A 20368-nucleotide genomic window follows, 5' to 3' on the forward strand; every position below is an offset into this window, starting at 1 on the left:
GCCCTCGGCCGGGGTGGTGAGGGGGGCGGCCGGTATCGCACGCCAGGCCTCGAAGGCGAGGGTTCGTCGCCGTCACCACCGCCAGTCCCAGCAGCCACACCCCGACCACGTCGCTCACGTAGTGCACTCCGAGCGCGGCGCGCGTGTAGCCGACGCCGAGTACCGCCACCGTCGCCAGGAGTCACGGCAGCGGCCGCCAGGCACGCGGATTGGTCCAGCGGGTCCACACCGCCGCGTCCGTGCCGATGACGAACTGCTGCAATGCGCCATCGCTGAAGACGTGCTCGGAGACCGGGTAGCCGCAGTTGATGGTGATACTGCCGAACTTGCAGTTCGACGCTTCCGCCGCCGCAGCGGCCCTGGACACCGAGCGGTACTTCGGCACCCTGGCCGGCAGGCACACGGCGGCAAGCATTCCCGCCACAGCCTGAGGCGAGAACCGAGGTCACCCACGGTCGATGACCCCCGGCTTCTGGCTCCCTGCCCGCCGGCTCGGCGGGCAGGGAGCCAGGCTGCGCCCCAAGCGGGCTTCTGGTGCTACGGAACCGGCTCGTAGCTGACGAGGGCTGCGGGACAGTGCTCGGCCAAACCGAACAGCGCCTGACGTTCGGCTTCGTCCGCGGCAAGATCCCAGCGCAGCTTCGTGGCGACCCAGGTCGCGGCGTAGGCGCAGTGGTAGGAAGTGTCCGAGGGCAGCCACTCGGCCGGATCCTTGTCGGCCTTGGACCTGTTCGAGGCCGCGGTGACAGCGATCAGGGTGTCGGGGCTGTCCTGGTCGTTCGCGTACGCTTCCCGCCGCGCCGGGCTCCAGGGAGTCTGCTCCGAGTCGTACACCTCAGCGAGCGGAACGAAGTGGTCCACGTCGAGGCGGGCCGCGTCGGTGACCACGACGTTGTCGTACTTGCTGAGCCAGGACCCGCCCGTCAGCACGCAGCCGGCCGAGACCTGGGGTGCTTCGACGGCCTCGGCCAGGATGACTTCCTTGCGTGTTATCTGCATTGCTCAACCAGGGCTGAGTCACATGTGTCACAGGTGCTCCTATCAGCTGTGCCTCACTGAAAGTGATGATGGAGGTGAGGCACAAGAACCACTCAGGAGTATTTGATGTTGCGCATGGAACGGGCCGTGTCACCAAGCACGGGCACCGTGACCATGGTCTTGGTCCATGACCAGACCTTCGAGATCCACGAGGAGGCTCGTGACTATTCGCTGAACCTTCAGGCGCGTGGTCGATCACCCCACACGCAACGTAACTATCTGCCGCGGGTGGGGCGGTACTTGAACTGGTGCTCCGAGCGGGGGACCGATTGGACGACGGTGTCGCTGGGAGACCTGGCCCGGTACAAGTTCCACGTCGAGCAGACCCCCGACCGCCGGACTCTACGACTGCCCACGGGGAAGACGGTCAACGCGCACCTCACCTCGGTCTGCGAGTTTCTGCGCTTCTGCGCCGCGCAGGGCCGGATTCCGCAGGAGGTGGCCGATCGGCTGGTGGAGCCCCGTTTCCTTCGGTTCACGCCGGTCGGCTACCACCGTGGTGAGGGCGGTGAACACCAGACGGTCCGGGCTCGGATACTCAAGGCTCCGGAGATCGAGAAGCCGCCGGCGATTCTGTCCGTGGAACAGTCCCAGCAGGTCGTCGAGGCTGCGCGGACGGCACGTGATCGCCTCCTGGTCAGTGTTCTCCTCGCGGGTGGTCTGCGGATCGGCGAGGCCCTGGGTCTGCGGCGCGAGGACATGCACCTGCTGCCCGACGCGGCTCACCTGGGATGTCGTCACCGCGGTCCCCATCTGCATATCCGCCCCCGGCAGGACAACACCAACGGGGCCCGTGCCAAGAGCGGTCGGTCCCGGGTCGTGCCGCTGACCGGGACGGTGGTCCATCGATACCGCGACCACTGGGCGGAACGCGATGAGGCGGCTGGGGCCGCCGGCTCCGACTACGTGTTTGTGAATCTGGTCGGCCAGTACGCCGAACGGCCGATGACGTACTCCAACGCCAAGCAGATCATCGAACGGATCGGGGTCCGCTGTGGATTCCGTGCCCGTCCGCACATGATGCGGCATACCGCCGCGACCCAGTGGATCCGGAACGGTGTCGATCCGGACGTGGTGCAGACCCTTCTGGGCCACGTCTCATCCGCGAGTACGGCCGTCTACCTTCACGCCTCGGACGACGACCTGCGTGCTGCCGTGGAACTGACCGCCGCAGGGGCCGGACGATGAGCGCGGTGCTGGTAGCGGTGCCGCAGCCGCGTCACACGGAGACCCGGGACCTGCCGCACTGGAGCGAATGGCTGGTCGGCCAGCTCGATCCGTACTGGCGGCCCGATGAGTGGGACGGCAAGACGAACGTCTTCACCGGCTCGGTGGACAACCCGCTGACTGCAGCCCACTACTGCCGGGTGGTCCGCTGCACGGCGATGGTGGAGGCGTTCAACTCCTACTGCTCCGCCTGCGAGTACCACCGGCGGAAGAAGAAAATGGAGGACCGGGCGGACTTCGCGGAAACCCACCATCCAGGAGTCCGGTATGCCCGCAAGATCGGAAAGTCGCAGTTCACGCTCGCACCACTGTCGGCGACCGTGCGCACAGAGATCCTCTACGCACTTCAACAGCGCGATCAGATGGAGGTCATTCTGGTTCCGGCTCGCGTCCGGCATCTCACGGCGAAGCTGCCGGCCGGCCTCGGCTCGCTGTTCGATCTCGGTCAGGGATTCCCCGCGTCCCTCGAGAAACTCCAGAGCGCGACGTTCCGAGGCCTGATGGACCAGCTGGTCCGGGCACGGACCGAGCATGAGGGTTCCGACCCGACCGCCGGCGACATCTGGGACTGCCGCCTGGTCGGCCTGCTCGCCGGCAAGGGTCGTGAATACCGGGCCACCTCCGGGACCATCGACTTCACCAGGCTGCGGCAGACATGGCTGCGAGAGGTCGCCAAAGAGTACGGACGGCAGGTGCGGCCGACCGTGATCGAGCTGCGATTCACTGTCCAGGCGGCGTCGATCGCCTCGGCTGCGCTCGTCTCCCGCCCCTGCGGCGACATGCCGGGGAAGCTACAGCTTGCGGACATGAGTACCGTCGTCGACGCCTTTCGCACCGCGGTCAATCCCAAGACCCGGAAGCCCTACGGCGACAAGCACCGCAGGGCACTGCTGGGGCACTGGCGACGATTTCTGGAGCGTGCCCGGCTGCTCGGACTCATGGACGAGGTCCCCGGCGCTTTCGCGCTCTCTCCCGCTTTCCACCAGATAGACGCGCAGGAGGACGCGGAGGACGAGCTCGGCCGGGCGATCCCCGAACACGTCATCGCCCAGCTCGACGAACACCTGCACCTGATCGGCACCAGCTACGAACGCGGCGGGTGGACCAGCAGCGACTACGCGCGGATGTATGCCGCGTACTACCGGATCGTGCGGGACACCGGCCGTCGGCCGGAAGAGGCCGCCCGGCTCAAGCGCGGCTGCGTCAAGCGGGTCGACGGGAAGCCCACCCTTATCTACGACAACCTCAAACGCCGCCGCTACGGGCGCCGGCTGCCCATCACCGAGGCCACAGCCCGTGACATCGAGGCATGGGAGAAGGACCTGTCCGTCCTGCCGGTGCGGGACCGCGGTGAGGATTGGCTCTTCCCCGCCCCTGGCCAAAACCGCACCCTCCGCGGCCACATGTCCGCGCACCATTACTCCTCACATATCTTCCGGACCTGGGTGAACAGGGTTCCCTCCCTCCTTGCCGAAGGCATCGACGACGAGGGCGACCCCGTTCCGCTGGATCGTTCGGAGATCACCGTCTACGGGCTGCGGCACGCTTACGCACAGCGGCATGCCGACGCCGGTGTACCCGTGGACCACCTACGTGAGTTGATGGACCACCGTGAAATCGACACCACCATGGGCTACTTCAAGGTCTCCCTGGAGCGGAAGCGGAAAGCCGTGGAGAGGGTCGCCCCGCTGACCACCGACCGGCACGGAAACTCCCACGGATACAGCGACGTCCTGGCCTACGAGGGTCAGACCGTCGCAGTCCCCTACGGCGGATGCAGCGAACCCAGCAACGTCAAGGCCGGCGGACAGCACTGCCGCATCCGCTTCCAGTGCGCCGGATGCGACTTCTACCGCCCCGACCCCTCCTACCTCCCTGCCCTGGAACAGCAGATCGCCGAACTGCGGGCGGACAAGGAAGCTGCTCTGGCCATGGGTGCTGCCAACTGGGTCATCCGCAACTTCGATGACCAGATCACCGGCTACGACAAGTCGCTGGGCCAGATGCCGGAACACGCTGGAACAGCTTCCCGAACAGGAACGGGCAGCTGTCGAGGAAGCGGCCCGGGAACTGCGCAAGGCCCGGTCGGCCGCCGCGTTCATCTCGCTGGAGAGCCTGAAGATCAGGGGCGGGGCATGAGCGGAACCGCATCGTCCCGCGACGCACGCGTGGCGCGGTTGCGCCAGGCCCGGCAAGCGGACAGCACGGCCAAGTCCGTCCGGACACAGGCCGTTGTCCGGGACATGCTCCAAGCCGGTCAGCGGATCTCCTTCGCCCGTGTTGCCCGGGAAGCCGGCGTATCCACCTGGTTCGTCTATAACCAGCCCGTGGTCAAAGCCGCGGTCCGGGACGCGATGAGCGACCAGGCCCATCACGGGACGGAAGCGGCAGCGGCACCCCGATCTGAGCGGACAACCCCCGCCAGCCTGCACGTCGACCTCGCGTTCGCCCGCGAACAGATCCAGGATTTGAAGCGGGAGCGTGACGGGCTCAAGCGCCGGGTCCAGCTCGCCCTTGGCGCGGAAATCGACAACGTGGCCCGAGCCGATTTGGTCAGCCGGATTCAGGACCTGGAACACCGCAACCGGGTCCTCGCCACCGACCTCTCCGAAGCCAGAGCCCGGGCCGAACGGCTTGCGGAACAACATCGGGAGGCGGAAGAAACCGTCGCATCGCTGCGGCTCGCCCTTCGAAAGGCGATACGCCCAGTCCGCTGATCTGCTGATCCATAACATCCGGTGAGGGCGCCCTGTCCGAAGGCGGGACATCCTCACCGGCATCGGTAGAGACCCCGTTCAGATCGTCGGGTGACCATGATCGACCCGGTGGCACAGGTGTCGGCGTATTGGGTACAGACGAACGTGCCCGGCACCGGACCGTCAGTCGATCCGCCGGGAAGGCAGTCCCGCTTTGGTACGCCAGTGGTCGGCGTCGTGAGGATCGGCCAGCCAGCCGACCAGGCGTTCGGCACCGACCCGGAATGCACCGGGCAACGAGGTCTTCTCTCCGACCACGAGCCTGAGGGCGTCGACATCGTGGGTGGCGTGGTCGGTCTCGCACCAGCAGGCCACGTTCACCGCTGCATCGACTGCAAGGTGGCCCGGATCGATCCATACCACCTGAAGCAGGAACTCCAGCTGATCGCCTCCCCCGGAGTGCTCCATAACATCCAGCCCGAGGACGACCGGCGTGCCCGGCTGCATGCCTGGGAAGACGGCGTGTTCCAGGACCCACTCCCATTCCGCCGTGGCTCTGCCTGCACGAGCCGTGTCGACCATTCCGGCCGCCTCATGCAAGGAGTCCGCATCTGCAGGCGTCAGGAGAGGAAAGAGCACGGTTAAAGGGACGTTGTCGAAGGCACCTCTCATCATGAGGCGATCATCCCTGGCTCCGACTCGCATCACGAGCTCTGGCTGGCTCTCCCGCATAAGAAGGCCCACGGCCGGGGGCGGTCGGCCAGCGGGCACCTTCATCCGTACCTGGTTGGGCACGCCGACGAGTAAGCCGACAGCAGGAGGAGGCACGTTCGTCCAGGGCATTGCTCTGCTGGACGATTCTCCATCTCCCGCACCCTTGTGACTCACATGCCTCAGGAGCTACGGAAGCGCTAAAGTGCCCATGCACCAGCAACGTTGTGTCCTACCCCCGACGAGCGATGCAGATAATCCTTGTGTTGCACCCGTCGGAAGGGTTGAGGCCCTTGTTCCAGTGCTTGTACAGGGTCCGGCTGTACCCCTCGCGATGCTCGGCCGCGACGGGGATCTGCTCGATCCTTCGAACAGCGGCAGCAGTACCCGGGCCGACGGGCCCGGGGCGGCCCGGTGCGGCTGCGGCGCAGGAGTGACGTCGGCGGCGGCCGGCAGGGGCGTTGCGAGGACGGGAAGGGCGGCGAGTGCGAGGGCGGGCAGGGCGCGCCGCATCAGATGGGTGATCATGCCCCGCGTTGTAGCTGTTCAAGCCGACGTGCTGCGTCGGGCGCTGGACGCCCTGTGTCGCAAGTTGGACGGTAAGGAGGCTGCGGCCAAGACGGCGCGGCGCAAGCGGGCTGCGTTCAACGAAGTGCTCAACACGGCAGTGGAAAAAGGTTATTTCGCGGAGAACCCCCTCAACGGTCTTCGGTGGAACGCTCCGGCGGTCAACGAGGAGGTTGACCCGGCTGCCGTTCCCAATCCGGCCCAGGTTGCCCGACTGCTTGCGGCGGTTGCTCAGCAGCCCGGGCGCGGCCCTCATATGGAGGCGTTCTTCGGGTGCATGTACTACGCGGCGATGCGGCCGGCGGAGGTCATTCACCTCCGGCTCGAGCAGTGCCATCTGCCCGAGACCGGGTGGGGCATGCTCAACCTGTCGGGCGGTGTCGTCACCGCCGGCAAGGGCTGGACGGATGACGGCGCCGTGCATGAGGTGCACTCACTCAAGCGCCGCGCGGCTACAGCCACTCGGCAGGTACCCATTCCGCCGCGGTTCGTGGGTGTCCTCCGTGCACACATCGACCGCTTCGGCGTGGCACCGGACGGCCGGTTGTTTCGGAACCAGGCTGGCAACTACGTGGATCCGGCGGCCTATGGCACGACGTGGGCGCGGGCACGGGAGTACGTACTGACACGCATGGAGCTCGCTTCCGGTCTGGCCAAGCGGCCCTACGATCTCCGGCACGCAGGCATCTCGTTCTGGTTGTACTCCGGGGTGGACCCGGCGGAATGCGCTCGTCGCGCGGGCCAGAGTATCGAGGTCCTGTTCCGTCACTACGCCAAGTTCCTGGATGGCGTCCGGGAGCGGGCCAACCGCCTCATCGAGCAGTCCATGGAGGAGTGGGAGCGCGTCAGTCGGGGCGAGGCGCCTGGGGGGTGAGCCGGGGTTTTGGTCCGTGACTGGTCCGGAAGAGCTGGTCAGGAGCGGGATACCGGTGGGATGAACTGGGAGTTTCGGTACAAACGCGACCCCTCCCTCGGCAAGGGAAACGAGAGGCGCCTGACGGGCGAAAGCCCAGGTCAGGCGCCTCTTTTCGTGCTCCTAGAAGAAGCCGAGCTTCTTCGGCGAGTAGCTGACCAGGAGGTTCTTGGTCTGCTGGCGGTCCAGCACTGTTCTGCACTTGACCAGTGGAACGGGCGTGCATTGAGGCTTTTCGAAACGCGACGGTCTAGCGAACGGTCGGGGCCTTGGCGGTGGGTGAGGCATGGCCGCGCTGTCGGTCTGCGACATGGTGCCCTTCATGCCGTGATTTTTGAGTTGTAGCGATGCGGTGCGTACGCGAGTTGCGGGGGAACGTCGTGGGCCGCACGGACGAGGAGATCCGCGTGGCGCGGGAGGAATGGATGACGGGCACCCGCTTCGGCGAGGTGAAGGGCTGCAACGGCGCCCGGCTGAACGCCCCGGATGTCCCGCCGACCCAGTTGAAGGCGCGGGGTTGGGTGCGCTGCCCCGGGTCGCGTGGATCTGCGTCTTGCTCGTTTGCGCGGTGGTGTTCCACGCCGACAACTGCGCGGAGGATGAGCGTCTTCAACACGGTGATCGTGGCCGGCATGGTTGCGGCGCTGGACCGCGGGCAGCGCGCCTGACAGGTGCCGTTGATCCCCGGACGGCGGGGCGGTGACCCGGATCAGCCGAGCTCCGCGGGTGATCCGGCCACCGCCCCTCCTTCTCAGGGGATGAGGACGAGGCGGATCGGGTCTCCGATCTTCTTCTCCAGCCGGGCGACGGCGTCCGCGGCTTCGGCCAAGGGGACGTGGGCGCTGACGGAGGGGCCGAGGTCGATCCGCCCGGCCGCGGCCAGTCCGACGAGCTGTTCCACGTGCTCCGGCTCGGAGCCGTAGTGTCCGCGGATCTGTCGGACGTTGAAGCAGAAGTCGATGCTGTCGGCGACGGTGATCGGCTCCGGGGTGAGGCCGGCGAGCACCAGGACGCCGTTGGGGCCGAGGGCGGCGGTGGCCTGGGCGCGGGCCGCTCCGACGCCGGCGAAGTCGAAGGCGACGTCGATGCCGCGGCCCGCCGTGGCCTCGCGCACCGACTCGGCGAAGTCTCCGGCCATGGGGTCGAGTGCGTGGTCGGCTCCGAAGAGGAGGGCGCGCTCGCGGGCGGAGGGCAGCGGGTCGACGGCGATGACGGGGGCGGCGCCGACCAGGCGGGCGAGCCGGATGCCGTGGGCGCCGAGACCTCCGGCTCCCCAGATGCCGACCGCCTGCGCTGGGCGGACGGCGCCGGTGTCCACGATCGCGGCGTACGGGGTGGAGACGGCGTCGGGGATGATTGCGGCCTGGTCGAACGGCAGGTGGTCCGGGATGGGGAGCAGGGTGTCCTCCCGGGCGAGGGCGTACTGTGCCCAGCCGCCGTCGTAGTCCACCCCGCGAGTTCGGGGCTGGCGGCAGAGCGCGTGGCGCAGGCAGTCGGCGCAGTCGCCGCACGCCTGCCCGGCCTGGAGCACGACCCGCCGGCCGGGTGTCCAGTCGCCCTTCACGCCGGGGCCGACGGTGTGGACGACGCCGGCCACCTCGTGGCCGGGAGTGATGACGCCGGAGTCCTTGACGGCGTCCACGGGGTAGAAGGGGCTCAGGCTGCCGTCGATCAGATGAATGTCGGACAGGCAGACGCCGGCCGCCCGCACCTCGACGAGGATCTCGCCAGGTCCGGGAACCGGGATCGGGACCTCCTCGACGGCGAAGGTACGGGTGTCCAGGCGCAGCCGTCCGGCCAGCATGGTGTTCATGCGGAAACCTCGATGTGCTCGGTGAGAAGTGCGCACGCAGCTCATGCGCTCGACATGGTCGAATGACCATGTCGCTCAACCGTGTCGAGTGACAAGGTCGCCTGTCAAGCCGCTTCCAGCGGACGTTCTTTGAGGTCGACAGGTTGCGTCAAGGGACTGTGTCGCTCGATACAGTCGGCCGACATGTTCACCTGACACAGTCGTGTGTAAGTTGATCGGCGACTGCTGGAGTGCAACGAAAGGCACGCTCATGACTCAGGTGTCCGTCGGTGCGGCGCGGGCGATCCCCGAGCGCCCCCCGCTGCCCCTCGTAGGCCACGCGTTCAACGTTCCAGCGGGCGCGGACTTCCTGGCCTACCTGCTGAAGGAGTTCAGGGAATTCGGGCCCGTGTACCGGCTGCGGATCTTCGGGAGGGACACGGTCATGATCGGCGGCCTGGACCTCGTGACCGAGCTCTCGGACGAGACCCGGTTCCACAAGCACGTCCACGCCGACCTGGTCGAGGTCCGAGCTCTGGCCGGGGACGGTCTGTTCACCGCCTACAACCACGAACCGAACTGGCGCAAGGCCCACGACATCCTGATGCCCGCGTTCTCGCTCGGCGCGATGCGCAGCTACCACGACCCGATGCTCAAGGTCGCCCGCTCGCTGATCGGCAAGTGGGACCGGCTGGTCGGGGTGCAGTCGGTGGACGTGCCTGACGAGATGACCCGGCTGACCTTCGACACGATCGGCCTGTGCGGATTCGGTTACGACTTCCAGTCCTTCCGCCGCGACGACCTCCACCCGTTCGTCGAGGCGATGGCCCGGGCTCTCGTCTTCGCCCAGGAGAAGGGCGAGTCCATCCCGGGTTCCGAGCTGTTCAAGAGGAAGAAGGTCGAGCAGTTCCGCGAGGACGTCGATCTGATGACGGACCTCGTGGACGACGTGATCAGGGAGCGCCGCGCCTCCGGCGACACCAGCACGGACGACCTGATGGGGTTGATGCTGCACACGAAGGACCCCGTCACCGGCGAGCTGCTCGACGACGTCAACATCCGCCACCAGGTGATCACCTTCCTGATCGCCGGCCACGAGACCACCAGCAGCGCGCTCTCCTTCGCCCTGTACTACCTGACCAAGCATCCGGAGGTGCTCGCCCGGGCCCAGGCCGAGGTGGACGCGCTGTGGGGCGACACCGAATCGCCGGATCCCCAGTACGGGGACATCGGCAAGCTCACCTACATCCGCCAGGTGCTCAACGAGAGCCTGCGGCTGTGGCCGACGGCGCCCGCGTACGCCGTCGAGCCGATCGAGGACACCGTCATCGGCGGCAAGTACCCCGTACGCAAGGGCGAGTCGCTGATGGTGATCACCTCGGCCCTTCACCGCGATGCGGCCTGGGGGGAGAACGTCGAGCTGTTCGATCCCGAGCGCTTCACCCCCGAGCGGGAGGCGGCACGTTCGGTCCACGCCTTCAAGCCGTTCGGCAACGGCGAACGGGCCTGCATCGGTCGCCAGTTCGCGCTGCACGAGGCCACCCTGCTGCTCGGCTTGCTCGTGCACCGCTACCGACTGATCGACCACACCGATTACCAGCTGAAGATCAAGTCGACGCTGACCATCAAGCCCGACGGGTTCAGCCTGCGGCTCGCCCGCCGCACCAGCGACGAACGGCGTCTGTCCGCCGCGACGGCGACCGCCCCCGTCGCGGGCCGGGCCGCGGCCGGGACGCGCCGGGCGAGCGGCACCGCGCTGACGCTGCTGCACGGCTCCAACCTCGGCACCTGCGCCGGCATCGCCCGCGACCTCGGCACGGACGGCGAGGAACACGGCTTCACCCCGACCGTCGCCACCCTCGACCAGTACACGGAAAGGCTGGCCGGCGCCAAGGGCCCCGTCGTCATCGTCGCCGCCTCCTACAACGGTCGTCCCACCGACGACGCCGCCGAGTTCGTCGCCTCCCTGGAGAACCTCGCCCCCGGTTCGCTCACCGGGCTGCGGTATGCCGTCCTCGGTGTCGGCGACCGCAACTGGGCAGCCACCTACCAGCGGATCCCCACGCTGATCGACGAGCGTCTGACCGCCGCCGGCGCCACTCCGCTCCTGGAGCGCGGCAGCGCCGACGCCTCCGGCGACTTCGGCGGCGCGGTCGACCAGTGGACGGAACACCTGTGGACGGCACTCCTGGACGAGTACGGCGAAGCGATCGCCGGTGAAGCGGCCGGCCCCGCACCGGAGACGGAGGAGGACGGGCTGTACGAGTTGGAGGACACCTCCGAGTCGGTCCTCGGCGGCCTCGCCGAGCGCCACGGCGTCCGGCCGATGGAGGTCCTCGAAGCATACGAACTCGTCGACACCGACCACGAACTGGGACGCTCCAAGCGGTTCCTGCGGCTCCGGCTGCCCGAGGGCGTCACCTATCGGACCGCCGACCACCTGGCCGTCCTGCCCAGCAATTCCGAGGTCCTCGTCCAGCGCGTCGCCGACCGCTTCGGCCTCGATCTGGACCGCACCGTCCGGCTGCGTGCCCGCCGCCGGAGCCGGGGTGCCCTGCCCGTCGACCGGCCGCTGACCCTGCGTCGCCTGCTCACCGACTTCGTCGAGCTCCAGGACGCGGCCACCCAGGAGCAGGTCGCCGTGCTCGCCGAGCACACCGCCTGCCCGCCCGAGAAGCAGCCGCTCACCGCCTTCGCCACCGTCGATCCCGGGACCTTTCGGGAGACGGTGACCGCGGCAGGGCTCAGTGTCCTGGACCTCCTGGAGCGATACCGTGCGTGCGAGCTGCCCTTCGAACGCTTCCTGGAACTGCTTCCGGTACTGCGTCCCCGTCACTACTCGATCTCGTCGTCGGCCGCGGCCCGGCCCGGCGAGGCCGACCTGATGGTGTCGCTGCTCGCCGCGCCTCACCGGTCGGGGGAGGGCACCTTCCGGGGCATCGCCTCGCACTACCTGCAGACCGTGAACGCGGGTGACGTGATCCAGGCCCGGGTCCTGCCGTGCAGCGAGTCCTTCCGCCTCCCCGAGGACACCTCCGTGCCGGTGATCCTGATCAGCGCCGGCACCGGCCTCGCGCCCTTCCGCGGCGCGGTCCTCGACCGCCACCACACCGGATCGACCGGCACCCTGCTCTGCTACTTCGGCTGCGACCATCCCGACGTGGACTTCCTGCACCGGGAGGAGTTCGAGGCGGCCGAGGCAGCCGGCGCCGTCAGCATGCGCCCCACCTTCATGCACGCGCCCGAGAACGGGGCCCGCTTCGTCCAGGAGCGCATCGCCCGCGAGAGCGAGGAGGTGTGGTCGGTCCTGGAGGCCGGCGGCCGCGTCTACATCTGCGGCGACGGCCGCCGTATGGCACCCGCCGTACGGGAGGCGTTCATGGCGATGCACCGCGAGCGGACCGGTGCGAGCGACGAGCAGGCCGTGGCATGGCTCGCGGAACTCGTCGCGTCCGGACGCTACGTCGAGGACGTCTGGGCAGGCTGAACCTCACGAGGAGGCGGAGACGGTTGTGGGCGCACCTGGAAAGGTGCGCCCACAACCGTTCTCGCGTCGTGTCACGCCATCGGCACGTCAGGGAGGTCGAGGTCCCCCCTGGCCAGCGCCACGGTCGCGGCCACGAGCGCCATGAGGCCCGTCCGCGCAGCGGCCTCGTCCGGCAGCGACACGAGTACCTGCATGGTCAGTCCGTCGAAGCCGGAGAGGAAGAACCGGGCAACCGTCTCCGGGGACTCGGCCAGTTCCTGCCCCGTCCTCTGCGCCGTCTCCGTGATCACCTGTGCGGTCACCTCTATGACCCGCCGGTAGTGACCCTGCCGCGCCTCGTTGAGACCGGGCACCCGCAGGGCGAACATGGTCAGCTCGCTCAGCAACTGGTGGTGCGACGTCGGCTCGCGCACGGTGCCCCACAGGGCCCCCGCGAAGGCGCTGATGGTCTCCTCGAAGCCCGCGTCCTCCGGCGCCGCCCGCTGCACCTGCGCGACCAGCTGATCGGTGATGTGGTCCATCACCGCGCGGTAGAGGTCCTCCTTCGAGCCGAAGGTGTAGTGGACGGTGGTCTGCGCGACACCGAGCTCCGCGGCGATGGCGCGGGTGCTCCCCGCGGCCACACCCTCCCGGGCCATGAGATCGATGGCCGCCTTGATCAACTGAGGGCGGCGCTCCGCCGCGGAAACATGAGCCATAGGCTCACTATATCGACTCAGTCGGTCGACACAGTCGCCTTGACCGACGCCCGATGGACGGACGGTTTCGGCAGACTCGGTCCTCTCCTGGCTGCGCGTGGGGTCACCCTCCTTCGGCGCTCGGCCCGCTGTCCGCCGGAAGGGCTTGTTCGGCCCAGATGACCTTTCCCTGACGATAGTGTCGCGTGCCCCAGCGCTCGGTGAGCTGAGCCACCAGGAGCAGGCCCCCGGCCGCCTTCATCGAAGATCCGGGCGCGGCGCATGTGCGGGGCGGTGCCGCTGGCGTCGGAGACCTCGCAGGTGAGCGTCGAATGGAGGATCAGGCGCAGCTGGACAGGACTCTTGCCGTAGCTGATTGCGTTTGTCACCAGTTCGCTGATGATCAGCTCCATGACGAAGGACACCTCCTCCAGTCCCCAGGTGGCCAGGACGTTGGAGGCGAATCGTCGGGTCCCGGACACGGCGACTGGATCGGACGGGAGGTCGATCGCCGCGACATGGTCGGGGTCGAGGGTTCGGGTCCGGGCCACCAGCAGCGCCACGTCATCGGCCGGGCGGCCGGGCAGGAGCGCGGTCAGCAGCTGGTCGCAGGTCGCTTCCAGCGACTCGGGAGCAGAGGTGAGGACGTCGTGCAGCGTGGCGATTCCGAGGTCCACGTCAGGCGTTCGGCCGGCGATCAGCCCGTCGGTGTGCTGGACCAGCAGGCTGCCCTTGGGCAGTTCGAACTCGGCGGTCTCGAAGGGGAGCCCGACCAGGCCGAGGGGCGGTCCGATGGGTACCTCGGGCAACTCGGCAACGTTGGAGTTCCGAGTCGCCTCTCCGGCGGTCGAAGGGGTGACCACGGTCCGCGGAATGTGGCCGGCACTGGCGAGGGAGCACTGTCGGGAGACGGGGTCGTAGATCGCGTATAGGCAGGTGGCGCTGGTCTCGCCCCCGTCTCGCGACTCTTCCCGCTGCATCCGGATGTCGTATCGGGTGGCGATCTCATACCCCGCCGTCATGGGCCAGGCGCCACCCGAACCTTCAGGAGTTCCCGCGCCTGCGACGACGGAGCGCCCGTCGCGCCAACGTCTTGCTGCCGTTGAAGAAGTCGTTGAACCGGTCGAACCCCCAGACGGCTCGGAGGACGAGCGGCTGCAGCAGCAGCGACATCGACGCCGAGTACTTCGCGGCGTCCGACCAGATGCCGGCGAGGTCATCCGGCATCTCACCGTCGACGATGTAATCGGCGATCTGATGGGCCACGTACGGCACCTGACAGAGGCCGTGGCCGTTGCAGGCCATCGCGTAGAAGACGTTGTCTCCCACCTGCCCGGCGATGGACAGCCAGTCCGGGCTGATGCCGATCCAACCGCCCCAGGCCCGCTCGATGGCCACGTCGGACAGCGACGGGAACCGGCGGGCCAGATCCTTCCCCATGTCCTGCACGACACGGGGATCCGGGACCCGGTCCGGGAGCGGGAAGGCCGGGCCTCGCTGCGCTTGGCGGACCCCGCAGACGATGGTGTTGCGCTCGGTGAGCCGGTAGTGAGTCATCAACTGGTGCTGGGTGATGATGCCGGACCGGCTGGTCCAGCCCAGTGCGGCGAGCCGCTCCGGCGCGATGGGTTCCGACTCGATCTCGATGACGTACAGCGGCGTCGCGAGGTTCTTGGGCCAGATGTCCCACTCGCCGCCGTAGACGCTGGTCGCAAGCACCACCTTGTTGGCCCGCACGGTGCCATGCGGTGTCGTGAGCTCGACGGTGCTGCCTGTCCGGCGCACATCGCTCACCCGCGACTGCTCGAAGACCTTGGCCGAGGAGGCGAGCAGCGCGCGACGCACACCACGAGCGAGCTTGCCCGGGTTCAGCATCCCGCCGATGGATTCCCGCATACCGCCCACGAAGCCGGCAGGGAGGCCGAGCTCCTCCCTGCTGCCGACAGTCCCCTGCCCACCGAAGGCGCGCAGAACCGCCGCCTGGGTGCGCACCCTGAGCATCATCAGGGGTGAGACCGCACCCCACACCAGGCCGTTCGCCACGTAGTCGCAGTCGATGTCGTGCGTCTTGATGAGGCCTTCCACGTAATGGCCCGCATGCTCCGCCAGTTTGACCATGGCCGGCATCTTCTTCGGGGACTGGAGGCTGAGCATCCGCAGGTCGCCACCCGGTGCCCCGGCGATCTGACCGCCGTTGCGCGAGGCCGAGCCGTATCCGCAGAACTCGGCCTCCAGCAGGACCACGTCCTGGTCACGCTCCGCGAGGCGCAGCGCAGCCGCCATGCCACCCATGCCGCCGCCGATGACGGCGATGTCACAGGTGAGATCGCCGTCCAGCGCGGGCTGCACGTCGTCCGGCCGGTCGATCCAGCCGGTGAAGCTGCTGTATTTCGTGTCGTCGGTCCTCATGCTGTCCTGATCTCGTTGAGGTGGGGTGTTTGTCCTACGTCATGCTTCGCGCCAAGACCTGCTCGGCACGCGCCGCAAGCCCTCGTTCCCGTCCAGCAGACCAACCGTGACGGGCGTCGCTTCGACAAGACGTGTGAAGATGGCGAGCAGCAGGTTTTCCGTCTTCTGTGTCTCCGCCTCACTTCTGAGGAGTGGTGGTTCGGAGCGGGGCCCGGGATGCTCGGCGTTCCCCCTTGGCCGCGAGCGCGCGGGCCGGGAGGTCTGCCATCGACAGGAGTCCGGGTCGCGCCTCGACGACCGCGGCGGCGGCGTTGGCAGCCGCCGCGATCGTGCTGAGGAAGGAATCGAAGCCCACGGGGGAGTGAAGGTCGATGACCTGCTCCTCACCGACGATCCGGTAGTCGTCGCCCGCGGTCTCCTCGTCGGCCGGCTCAAAGAACCCGAACGTGATCCCCAGGTCGATCACCGCTTCGCCCTTGAGCACGCCGCGGGCGGCATGGGTGACGGCCGAGATCTGTCCCGGCTCAATACGTCTGTGGTCCCCGAGACGCGGCGAGGCCGTTACGACGGCGGGTTCGACCTCGCTCACGTCCACCGAGTCGAGATCCCACCCGAGCCCCGCCGCGACCGCTCCGATGGCCTGCTCGAAGCCGTAGTGGCCGACGACCTCGCCCCGACTGCGAGCCTTCTCGAACTCCTTTGGGGTCAGACCGAGGCCGAACTTCGACAGGATCGCGCCGTAACGCGACATGTTCGTCCGTCGGCGGATGCGCACGTTCTCCACGCGCTGGGTCAGTGCGGTCAGCAGGAGGGGAAGGGTGTCCATCAAGATGCCCGGGTTCGCCCCGCTGCCCAGGACGGTCACGCCCTTCGCCCTGGCCGTCTCGTCGAGCCGCCGGGCCAGGTCGGGATGGCTCTGCCAGGGATAGGCGAGCTCTTCGCAGATGCTCAGGACGTTGTACGAACGCTCCAGTAGCGGCAGCAGAGTGCCGGCGACCTGGTTCAGATCCGAGGTGGTCGCCACGATCGCGAGGTCGGCGGCGGGCAGGTCGGCCGGGTCGCTCACGACGAGGATGCCGTTCGCGGGGCCATCAAGGAGCACTCCGAGGTCTTGACCAGCCACGTGGGGGTCCTGGTCCACTGCTCCGACGATCTCCACGTCCGCGCGTTGCAGCAAGGAAGAAGCGATGGCCCGACCAGTGGCACCGAGACCCACAATGACAGTCTGATTACTCAAAGACACTCCTCTAGGCGCCCGAGTCGGCACGCCCACGACACGGTGTTCAGCAATACGAAACTTCGCCTGTGGCGGTTACCTCGTACCTCACTGTCGCCAACCACGGCCGCAGTGAGAACGACACTGAGCACCCGCTTCCCCCTGGGTACGGTGCACGGTGCACAAGCCGGTCACGCCCAACTCGAGCAGCGAGGAGAGGCCATGGCGGCTGAGTGTGGGACGCCGTCGAGGAGTTCGATGTGGTGATCATCGGAGCGGGGATCTCCGGGATCGACGCAGCCGCCCATTTCAGCCGAAAGCTTCCCGAGATGTCGCTGCTTGTCGCCCAAGACGTGATCGGCCGGACACGGGGCCGCACCGGCCTGCTCCGCGGCACCCGGATTGCTTCCATCACGGCGGTGAACCGATGTCGGAGCAGGACGGCCTGGCCGCGGCGAGGTTGCTGAAGCGCCCCGTGCCGGGACGCGTCGGATGTCAGCGGCGAGTGGTCGCCGTCAGGCTGGCATACCGCCCGGCCCGCTCCAGGAGCCGGGGGACACCCGTTTCGAGCGATGGTCCGAAGACCGTGTCGTTCGGACGCTCACCGCGCTGCCAGCGGGTGTAGATGGCCTCGCAGAAGATCGCCGCCTTCCACAGGGCGAGGGTCTGGTACCAGGGCAGCGGGGTCAGGTCGAGGCCCGTGCGGGACTGGTAGCGCTCTGCCAGCCGGCGCTGGGTGAGGTACCCGGGTGACCGGGTCACCCGGGTGAGTTCGAGCGGGGTGGCGGGGTTGCCGGCCTCGGACCAGGTGGCGGTGAGGTACCCCAGGTCCGCGAGCGGGTCGCCGAGCGTGGCCATCTCCCAGTCCAGGATCGCGAGGACCCTGGCCGGTGCCTGGGGTGCGAACATGAGGTTGCCCATGCGGTAGTCGCCGTGCACTACCGAGGCCGCCTGGCTCGTCGGCAGGTTGCGGCCGAGCCAGTCCCCGATGCGCTCCACGGCGGGCAGACTGCGCGTGGTGTTGACCTCCCACAGCCCGCGGAACCGCTCGACCTGTCGCCGGAGATACCCCTCGGGCCGGCCCAGGGTGGCGAGTTCCCCTTCGCTCACGTCGATGCCGTGCAGGGCGACGAGCGTGTCGACGACCGCCTCGCTGGTGGCCCGGCGCTGTTCGATGGGGGAGAGGTGGGTCGGGATCGTGTCGGTGACGACCGTCCCGTCGAGCCGGGACATGAGGTAGAACGGCACGCCCAGCAGCGACTCGTCCTCGCAGACCGCCAGGATCTCCGGCACGGGCACCCCGTGCCCGCCGAGGATCTTCTGGAGGCGGGCCTCGCGCACCATGTCGTGCGTCGACTTCGGCAGCGGCGGCCGCGGGCCACGGCGCAGGACGACGGACTCGCCGCCGCGCTCGATCAGGTAGGTGACGTTGGAGTGGCCGTCGCCGATGCGCTGCCACGCGAGCGGGCCGCTGCCGATGCCGTGTGCGTCGAGGAAGGCGGTGACCGCGTCGAGGACCAGGAGCGGAGGGCTGTCGAGGTGACGGGCACCCTCCCGGTCGGCGACGACTTCCACGCCGTCGGGGGCGGTGTGCATCACGCGCCCCCGTGCCGGCCGACGACGGCGTCGCCCAGGTAGTTCTCGCCGGCCCGGACCGCGGTGCTGCGGCTGGCCGAGGCGCGGCGGGCGATGGCCCACCGGTGGGTCTCGTTGGAGCCGTCGTAGATGCGGAACGGGCGGACCTCGTTCAGGTACTGCGCCAGCGGGAGGCCGTCGGAGACCCCGTCCCCGCCGCAGATCTGGATGGCGCGGTCGATCACCCGGAAGATCGCCTCCGAGCAGTGCACCTTCGCGATCGAGGACATCGCGGACCCTGCCTTGGGGTCGGCGTGGAGCAGTGTCGCGGTCTTGGTGATGATGGCGTCGGAGGTCTCGATGTCGATGACCGATTCAGCGATCAGGTGCTGGGCCAGGCCGAGGGAGTCGATCGGGCCGCCGAACAGCTCTCTCCGTGCGGCCCGGTCCAGCCCGATGTCGTGGGCCCGGCGTGCAAGGCCCAGCCAGCGCATGCAGTGGGTGAGACGCGCCGGTCCGAGGCGTACCTGAGCGTAGCGGAAGCCGAGGCCGACCTCGCCGAGCACCGCCTCGTCGGGGACGAGGCAGTTCTCGAGGTACAGGTGGGGGTGGCCGCCGTCGATGGAGCGGTCGACGGTGTGGATCGCCTCGCCGACCCGGACGCCGGGGTTGGTCATGTCGACGAGGAACATGGTGGCTCCCTCGGGGGAGCCGTCGAGGGCCGGGGTGCGGGCCATCACGATGCAGAACCCGGCGCCGACGGCGCCGCTGGTGAACCGCTTGTGGCCGTCGATGATCCAGCCGCCGTCGGTGCGCACGGCCGTGGTCCGCAGCGCCGCCGGGTCGGAGCCCGCTCCGGGGTGGGGCTCGGTCATGCCGAAGCAGGACCGGATCTCGCCCGCGGCCAGGGGCGCGAGGTAGCGCTTCTTCTGTTCCTCGGTGGCGATCAGGTTGAGCATGTGCATGTTTCCCTCGTCGGGGGCCATGCAGTTGAGCGCGCTGGGGCCGATCGGCGAGTAGCCGGCCTCCTGCAGGATCGGCGACCAGTGCTCGATGGGCAGGCCCTGCCCGCCGTACTCCTTCGGCACGAGCGGCGCGAAGACGCCGGCCTCCTTCGCCGCCGCCTGCAGCCGGTCGCGCGTGACCTGGTCGAGGCGTCCGCCCGGCGCGGGTTCGGCGTCGATGACGACCTCGCGTACGTACCGGCGCGTGCGGTCGCGCAGCTCCGCGACCTCGGGCGGGAGATGAGGGAAAGTCATGGCTGTCCTTTGTCGGGTGAGCGCGGTTTACGCGGTGCCGCCGGCGACCGTGAGGCCGCCGTCGACGGTGAGGATGTGACCGGTGACCCAGGAGGAGTCCTCCGAGGCCAGGTAGGCCACGGCGGAGGCGATGTCCGACGGGACGCCGAGGCGCCTCATGGGGTACTCCGCGGCCACCTCGGCCTCCTTGCCCTCGTACAGGGCTTCGGCGAACCGGGTCTTCACCACCGCGGGTGCGACGGCGTTGACACGGATCTCCGGGCCGAGCTCGACGGCCAGGGTCCTGGTCAGGTGGGACACCGCCGCCTTGCTCACCCCGTAGAGACCGATGCCGGGCGCGGGGGTGTCGCCGGTCACCGAGGAGAGGTTCACGACGGTGCCGCGGCGTTCGGTGAAACCGAGCTTCGGATGGGCGACCGCGTCCTGCACCCAGGCGAGGGTGGCGAGGACGTTGACCTCGAGAACGACGTCGAGGTCCAGGCCGACGACGGGGCCGTACGCCGGGTTGATGCCCGCGTTGTTCACGAGGACGTCCAGTCCGCCGAACTCGCGCGCGACGGTGTCAAAGACCTCGCGGCGGTGCTCGGGGTCGTCGGCCTTGCCGGCGACGGTGATGACGCTGCCCCGGGGGAGGGCGGCGGCGGCCTCTTCGAGCGGCCCGGCCTTGCGCGCGGTCAGGCACACGCGCGCCCCTTCGGCGACGAGCCGTTCGGCGACGGCGAGACCGATGCCCCGGCTCGCTCCGGTCACGATGGCGGTGCGGCCCGAGAAGCGGCCGTGGTCGGTGTGGTTCTCGTTCAT

General features: G+C 68.6%; 15 protein-coding genes and 1 pseudogene. 5 read left to right on the forward strand and 11 right to left on the reverse strand.

All coding sequences use genetic code 11. From position 1 onward, the window contains the following. Positions 1-181 precede the first annotated feature (181 nt). Entirely contained in the window at positions 182-415 is a 234-nt protein-coding gene (locus ACFYU9_RS25840; RefSeq protein ID WP_389346180.1) for a hypothetical protein, read from the reverse strand. Between the two features lie 122 nt (positions 416-537). Next, positions 538-999, reverse strand: a complete 462-nt coding sequence (locus tag ACFYU9_RS25845; RefSeq protein ID WP_389346181.1) for an HNH endonuclease family protein — start codon at positions 997-999, stop codon at positions 538-540. A gap of 105 nt (positions 1000-1104) precedes the next feature. On the opposite strand from ACFYU9_RS25845, the gene ACFYU9_RS25850 reads away from it, so the two are divergent. Both ACFYU9_RS25850 and ACFYU9_RS25855 read left to right on the forward strand, forming a co-directional pair. Further along, a complete protein-coding gene (locus tag ACFYU9_RS25850; RefSeq protein WP_389346182.1) occupies positions 1105-2226 on the forward strand; it encodes a tyrosine-type recombinase/integrase in 1122 nt (373 codons plus the stop codon). Beyond that, positions 2223-4982 carry a DUF6262 family protein gene (locus ACFYU9_RS25855; protein WP_389346183.1) on the forward strand — a complete coding sequence of 920 codons (2760 nt, stop codon included), beginning with the start codon at positions 2223-2225 and terminating at the stop codon, positions 4980-4982. Before ACFYU9_RS25850 ends, ACFYU9_RS25855 begins: the two co-directional genes overlap by 4 nt. A 162-nt stretch (positions 4983-5144) precedes the next feature. Here the strand turns inward: ACFYU9_RS25855 and ACFYU9_RS25860 are convergent, their stop codons facing one another. Then, positions 5145-5636: a hypothetical protein gene (locus tag ACFYU9_RS25860; protein WP_389346184.1), complete on the reverse strand. Its 492-nt coding sequence runs from the start codon at positions 5634-5636 to the stop codon at positions 5145-5147. A 556-nt stretch (positions 5637-6192) separates the two neighbouring features. Between ACFYU9_RS25860 and ACFYU9_RS25865 the strand changes: the two genes are divergently transcribed. After that, positions 6193-7113: a tyrosine-type recombinase/integrase gene (locus ACFYU9_RS25865; RefSeq protein ID WP_389346185.1), complete on the forward strand. Its 921-nt coding sequence runs from the start codon at positions 6193-6195 to the stop codon at positions 7111-7113. Positions 7114-7526: 413 nt separating this feature from the next. After that, positions 7527-7679: pseudogene (locus tag ACFYU9_RS25870) on the forward strand (pirin); the annotation flags it as partial. Between the two features lie 224 nt (positions 7680-7903). Here the strand turns inward: ACFYU9_RS25870 and ACFYU9_RS25875 are convergent. Continuing rightward, entirely contained in the window at positions 7904-8965 is a 1062-nt protein-coding gene (locus ACFYU9_RS25875) for a zinc-binding dehydrogenase (protein WP_389346186.1), read from the reverse strand. Positions 8966-9215: 250 nt separating this feature from the next. Here ACFYU9_RS25875 and ACFYU9_RS25880 point away from each other — a divergent pair, with 250 nt between their 5' ends. Continuing rightward, a complete protein-coding gene (locus ACFYU9_RS25880) occupies positions 9216-12431 on the forward strand; it encodes a bifunctional cytochrome P450/NADPH--P450 reductase (protein WP_389346187.1) in 3216 nt (1071 codons plus the stop codon). Positions 12432-12502: 71 nt separating this feature from the next. On the opposite strand, the gene ACFYU9_RS25885 is transcribed toward ACFYU9_RS25880, so the two are convergent. From ACFYU9_RS25885 to ACFYU9_RS25915, 7 genes are all read right to left on the reverse strand, one after another. Then, positions 12503-13129, reverse strand: coding sequence for a TetR/AcrR family transcriptional regulator (locus ACFYU9_RS25885; protein ID WP_389346188.1), 627 nt, complete (start codon positions 13127-13129; stop codon positions 12503-12505). A 17-nt stretch (positions 13130-13146) separates the two neighbouring features. Continuing rightward, positions 13147-14130, reverse strand: coding sequence for a SpoIIE family protein phosphatase (locus ACFYU9_RS25890; RefSeq protein WP_389346189.1), 984 nt, complete (start codon positions 14128-14130; stop codon positions 13147-13149). Positions 14131-14152: 22 nt separating this feature from the next. Continuing rightward, positions 14153-15517 carry an NAD(P)/FAD-dependent oxidoreductase gene (locus ACFYU9_RS25895; RefSeq protein WP_389346190.1) on the reverse strand — a complete coding sequence of 455 codons (1365 nt, stop codon included), beginning with the start codon at positions 15515-15517 and terminating at the stop codon, positions 14153-14155. A 178-nt stretch (positions 15518-15695) separates the two neighbouring features. Further along, positions 15696-16658, reverse strand: coding sequence for a dihydrodipicolinate reductase (locus ACFYU9_RS25900; protein ID WP_389346191.1), 963 nt, complete (start codon positions 16656-16658; stop codon positions 15696-15698). A 570-nt stretch (positions 16659-17228) separates the two neighbouring features. Further along, positions 17229-18329 carry a phosphotransferase family protein gene (locus ACFYU9_RS25905; RefSeq protein WP_389346192.1) on the reverse strand — a complete coding sequence of 367 codons (1101 nt, stop codon included), beginning with the start codon at positions 18327-18329 and terminating at the stop codon, positions 17229-17231. Then, positions 18329-19567: an acyl-CoA dehydrogenase family protein gene (locus ACFYU9_RS25910; protein ID WP_389346193.1), complete on the reverse strand. Its 1239-nt coding sequence runs from the start codon at positions 19565-19567 to the stop codon at positions 18329-18331. The genes ACFYU9_RS25905 and ACFYU9_RS25910 overlap by 1 nt, the downstream gene beginning before the upstream one ends. 27 nt (positions 19568-19594) lie before the next feature. Beyond that, positions 19595-20368 carry an SDR family oxidoreductase gene (locus ACFYU9_RS25915; RefSeq protein ID WP_389346194.1) on the reverse strand — a complete coding sequence of 258 codons (774 nt, stop codon included), beginning with the start codon at positions 20366-20368 and terminating at the stop codon, positions 19595-19597.

It is taken from the genome of Streptomyces sp. NPDC004327 (assembly GCF_042873935.1).
Taxonomy (GTDB): domain Bacteria; phylum Actinomycetota; class Actinomycetes; order Streptomycetales; family Streptomycetaceae; genus Streptomyces.

Bases quoted from the DNA above. Each gene is read 5' to 3' on its own strand.
- ACFYU9_RS25840 (WP_389346180.1), bottom strand. From the start codon at position 415: ATGCTTGCCGCCGTGTGCCTGCCGGCCAGGGTGCCGAAGTACCGCTCG.
- ACFYU9_RS25845 (WP_389346181.1), bottom strand. From the start codon at position 999: ATGCAGATAACACGCAAGGAAGTCATCCTGGCCGAGGCCGTCGAAGCA.
- ACFYU9_RS25850 (WP_389346182.1), top strand. From the start codon at position 1,105: ATGTTGCGCATGGAACGGGCCGTGTCACCAAGCACGGGCACCGTGACC.
- ACFYU9_RS25855 (WP_389346183.1), top strand. From the start codon at position 2,223: ATGAGCGCGGTGCTGGTAGCGGTGCCGCAGCCGCGTCACACGGAGACC.
- ACFYU9_RS25860 (WP_389346184.1), bottom strand. From the start codon at position 5,636: ATGATGAGAGGTGCCTTCGACAACGTCCCTTTAACCGTGCTCTTTCCT.
- ACFYU9_RS25875 (WP_389346186.1), bottom strand. From the start codon at position 8,965: ATGAACACCATGCTGGCCGGACGGCTGCGCCTGGACACCCGTACCTTC.
- ACFYU9_RS25880 (WP_389346187.1), top strand. From the start codon at position 9,216: ATGACTCAGGTGTCCGTCGGTGCGGCGCGGGCGATCCCCGAGCGCCCC.
- ACFYU9_RS25885 (WP_389346188.1), bottom strand. From the start codon at position 13,129: ATGGCTCATGTTTCCGCGGCGGAGCGCCGCCCTCAGTTGATCAAGGCG.
- ACFYU9_RS25890 (WP_389346189.1), bottom strand. From the start codon at position 14,130: ATGACGGCGGGGTATGAGATCGCCACCCGATACGACATCCGGATGCAG.
- ACFYU9_RS25895 (WP_389346190.1), bottom strand. From the start codon at position 15,517: ATGAGGACCGACGACACGAAATACAGCAGCTTCACCGGCTGGATCGAC.
- ACFYU9_RS25905 (WP_389346192.1), bottom strand. From the start codon at position 18,329: ATGCACACCGCCCCCGACGGCGTGGAAGTCGTCGCCGACCGGGAGGGT.
- ACFYU9_RS25910 (WP_389346193.1), bottom strand. From the start codon at position 19,567: ATGACTTTCCCTCATCTCCCGCCCGAGGTCGCGGAGCTGCGCGACCGC.
- ACFYU9_RS25915 (WP_389346194.1), bottom strand. From the start codon at position 20,368: ATGAACGAGAACCACACCGACCACGGCCGCTTCTCGGGCCGCACCGCC.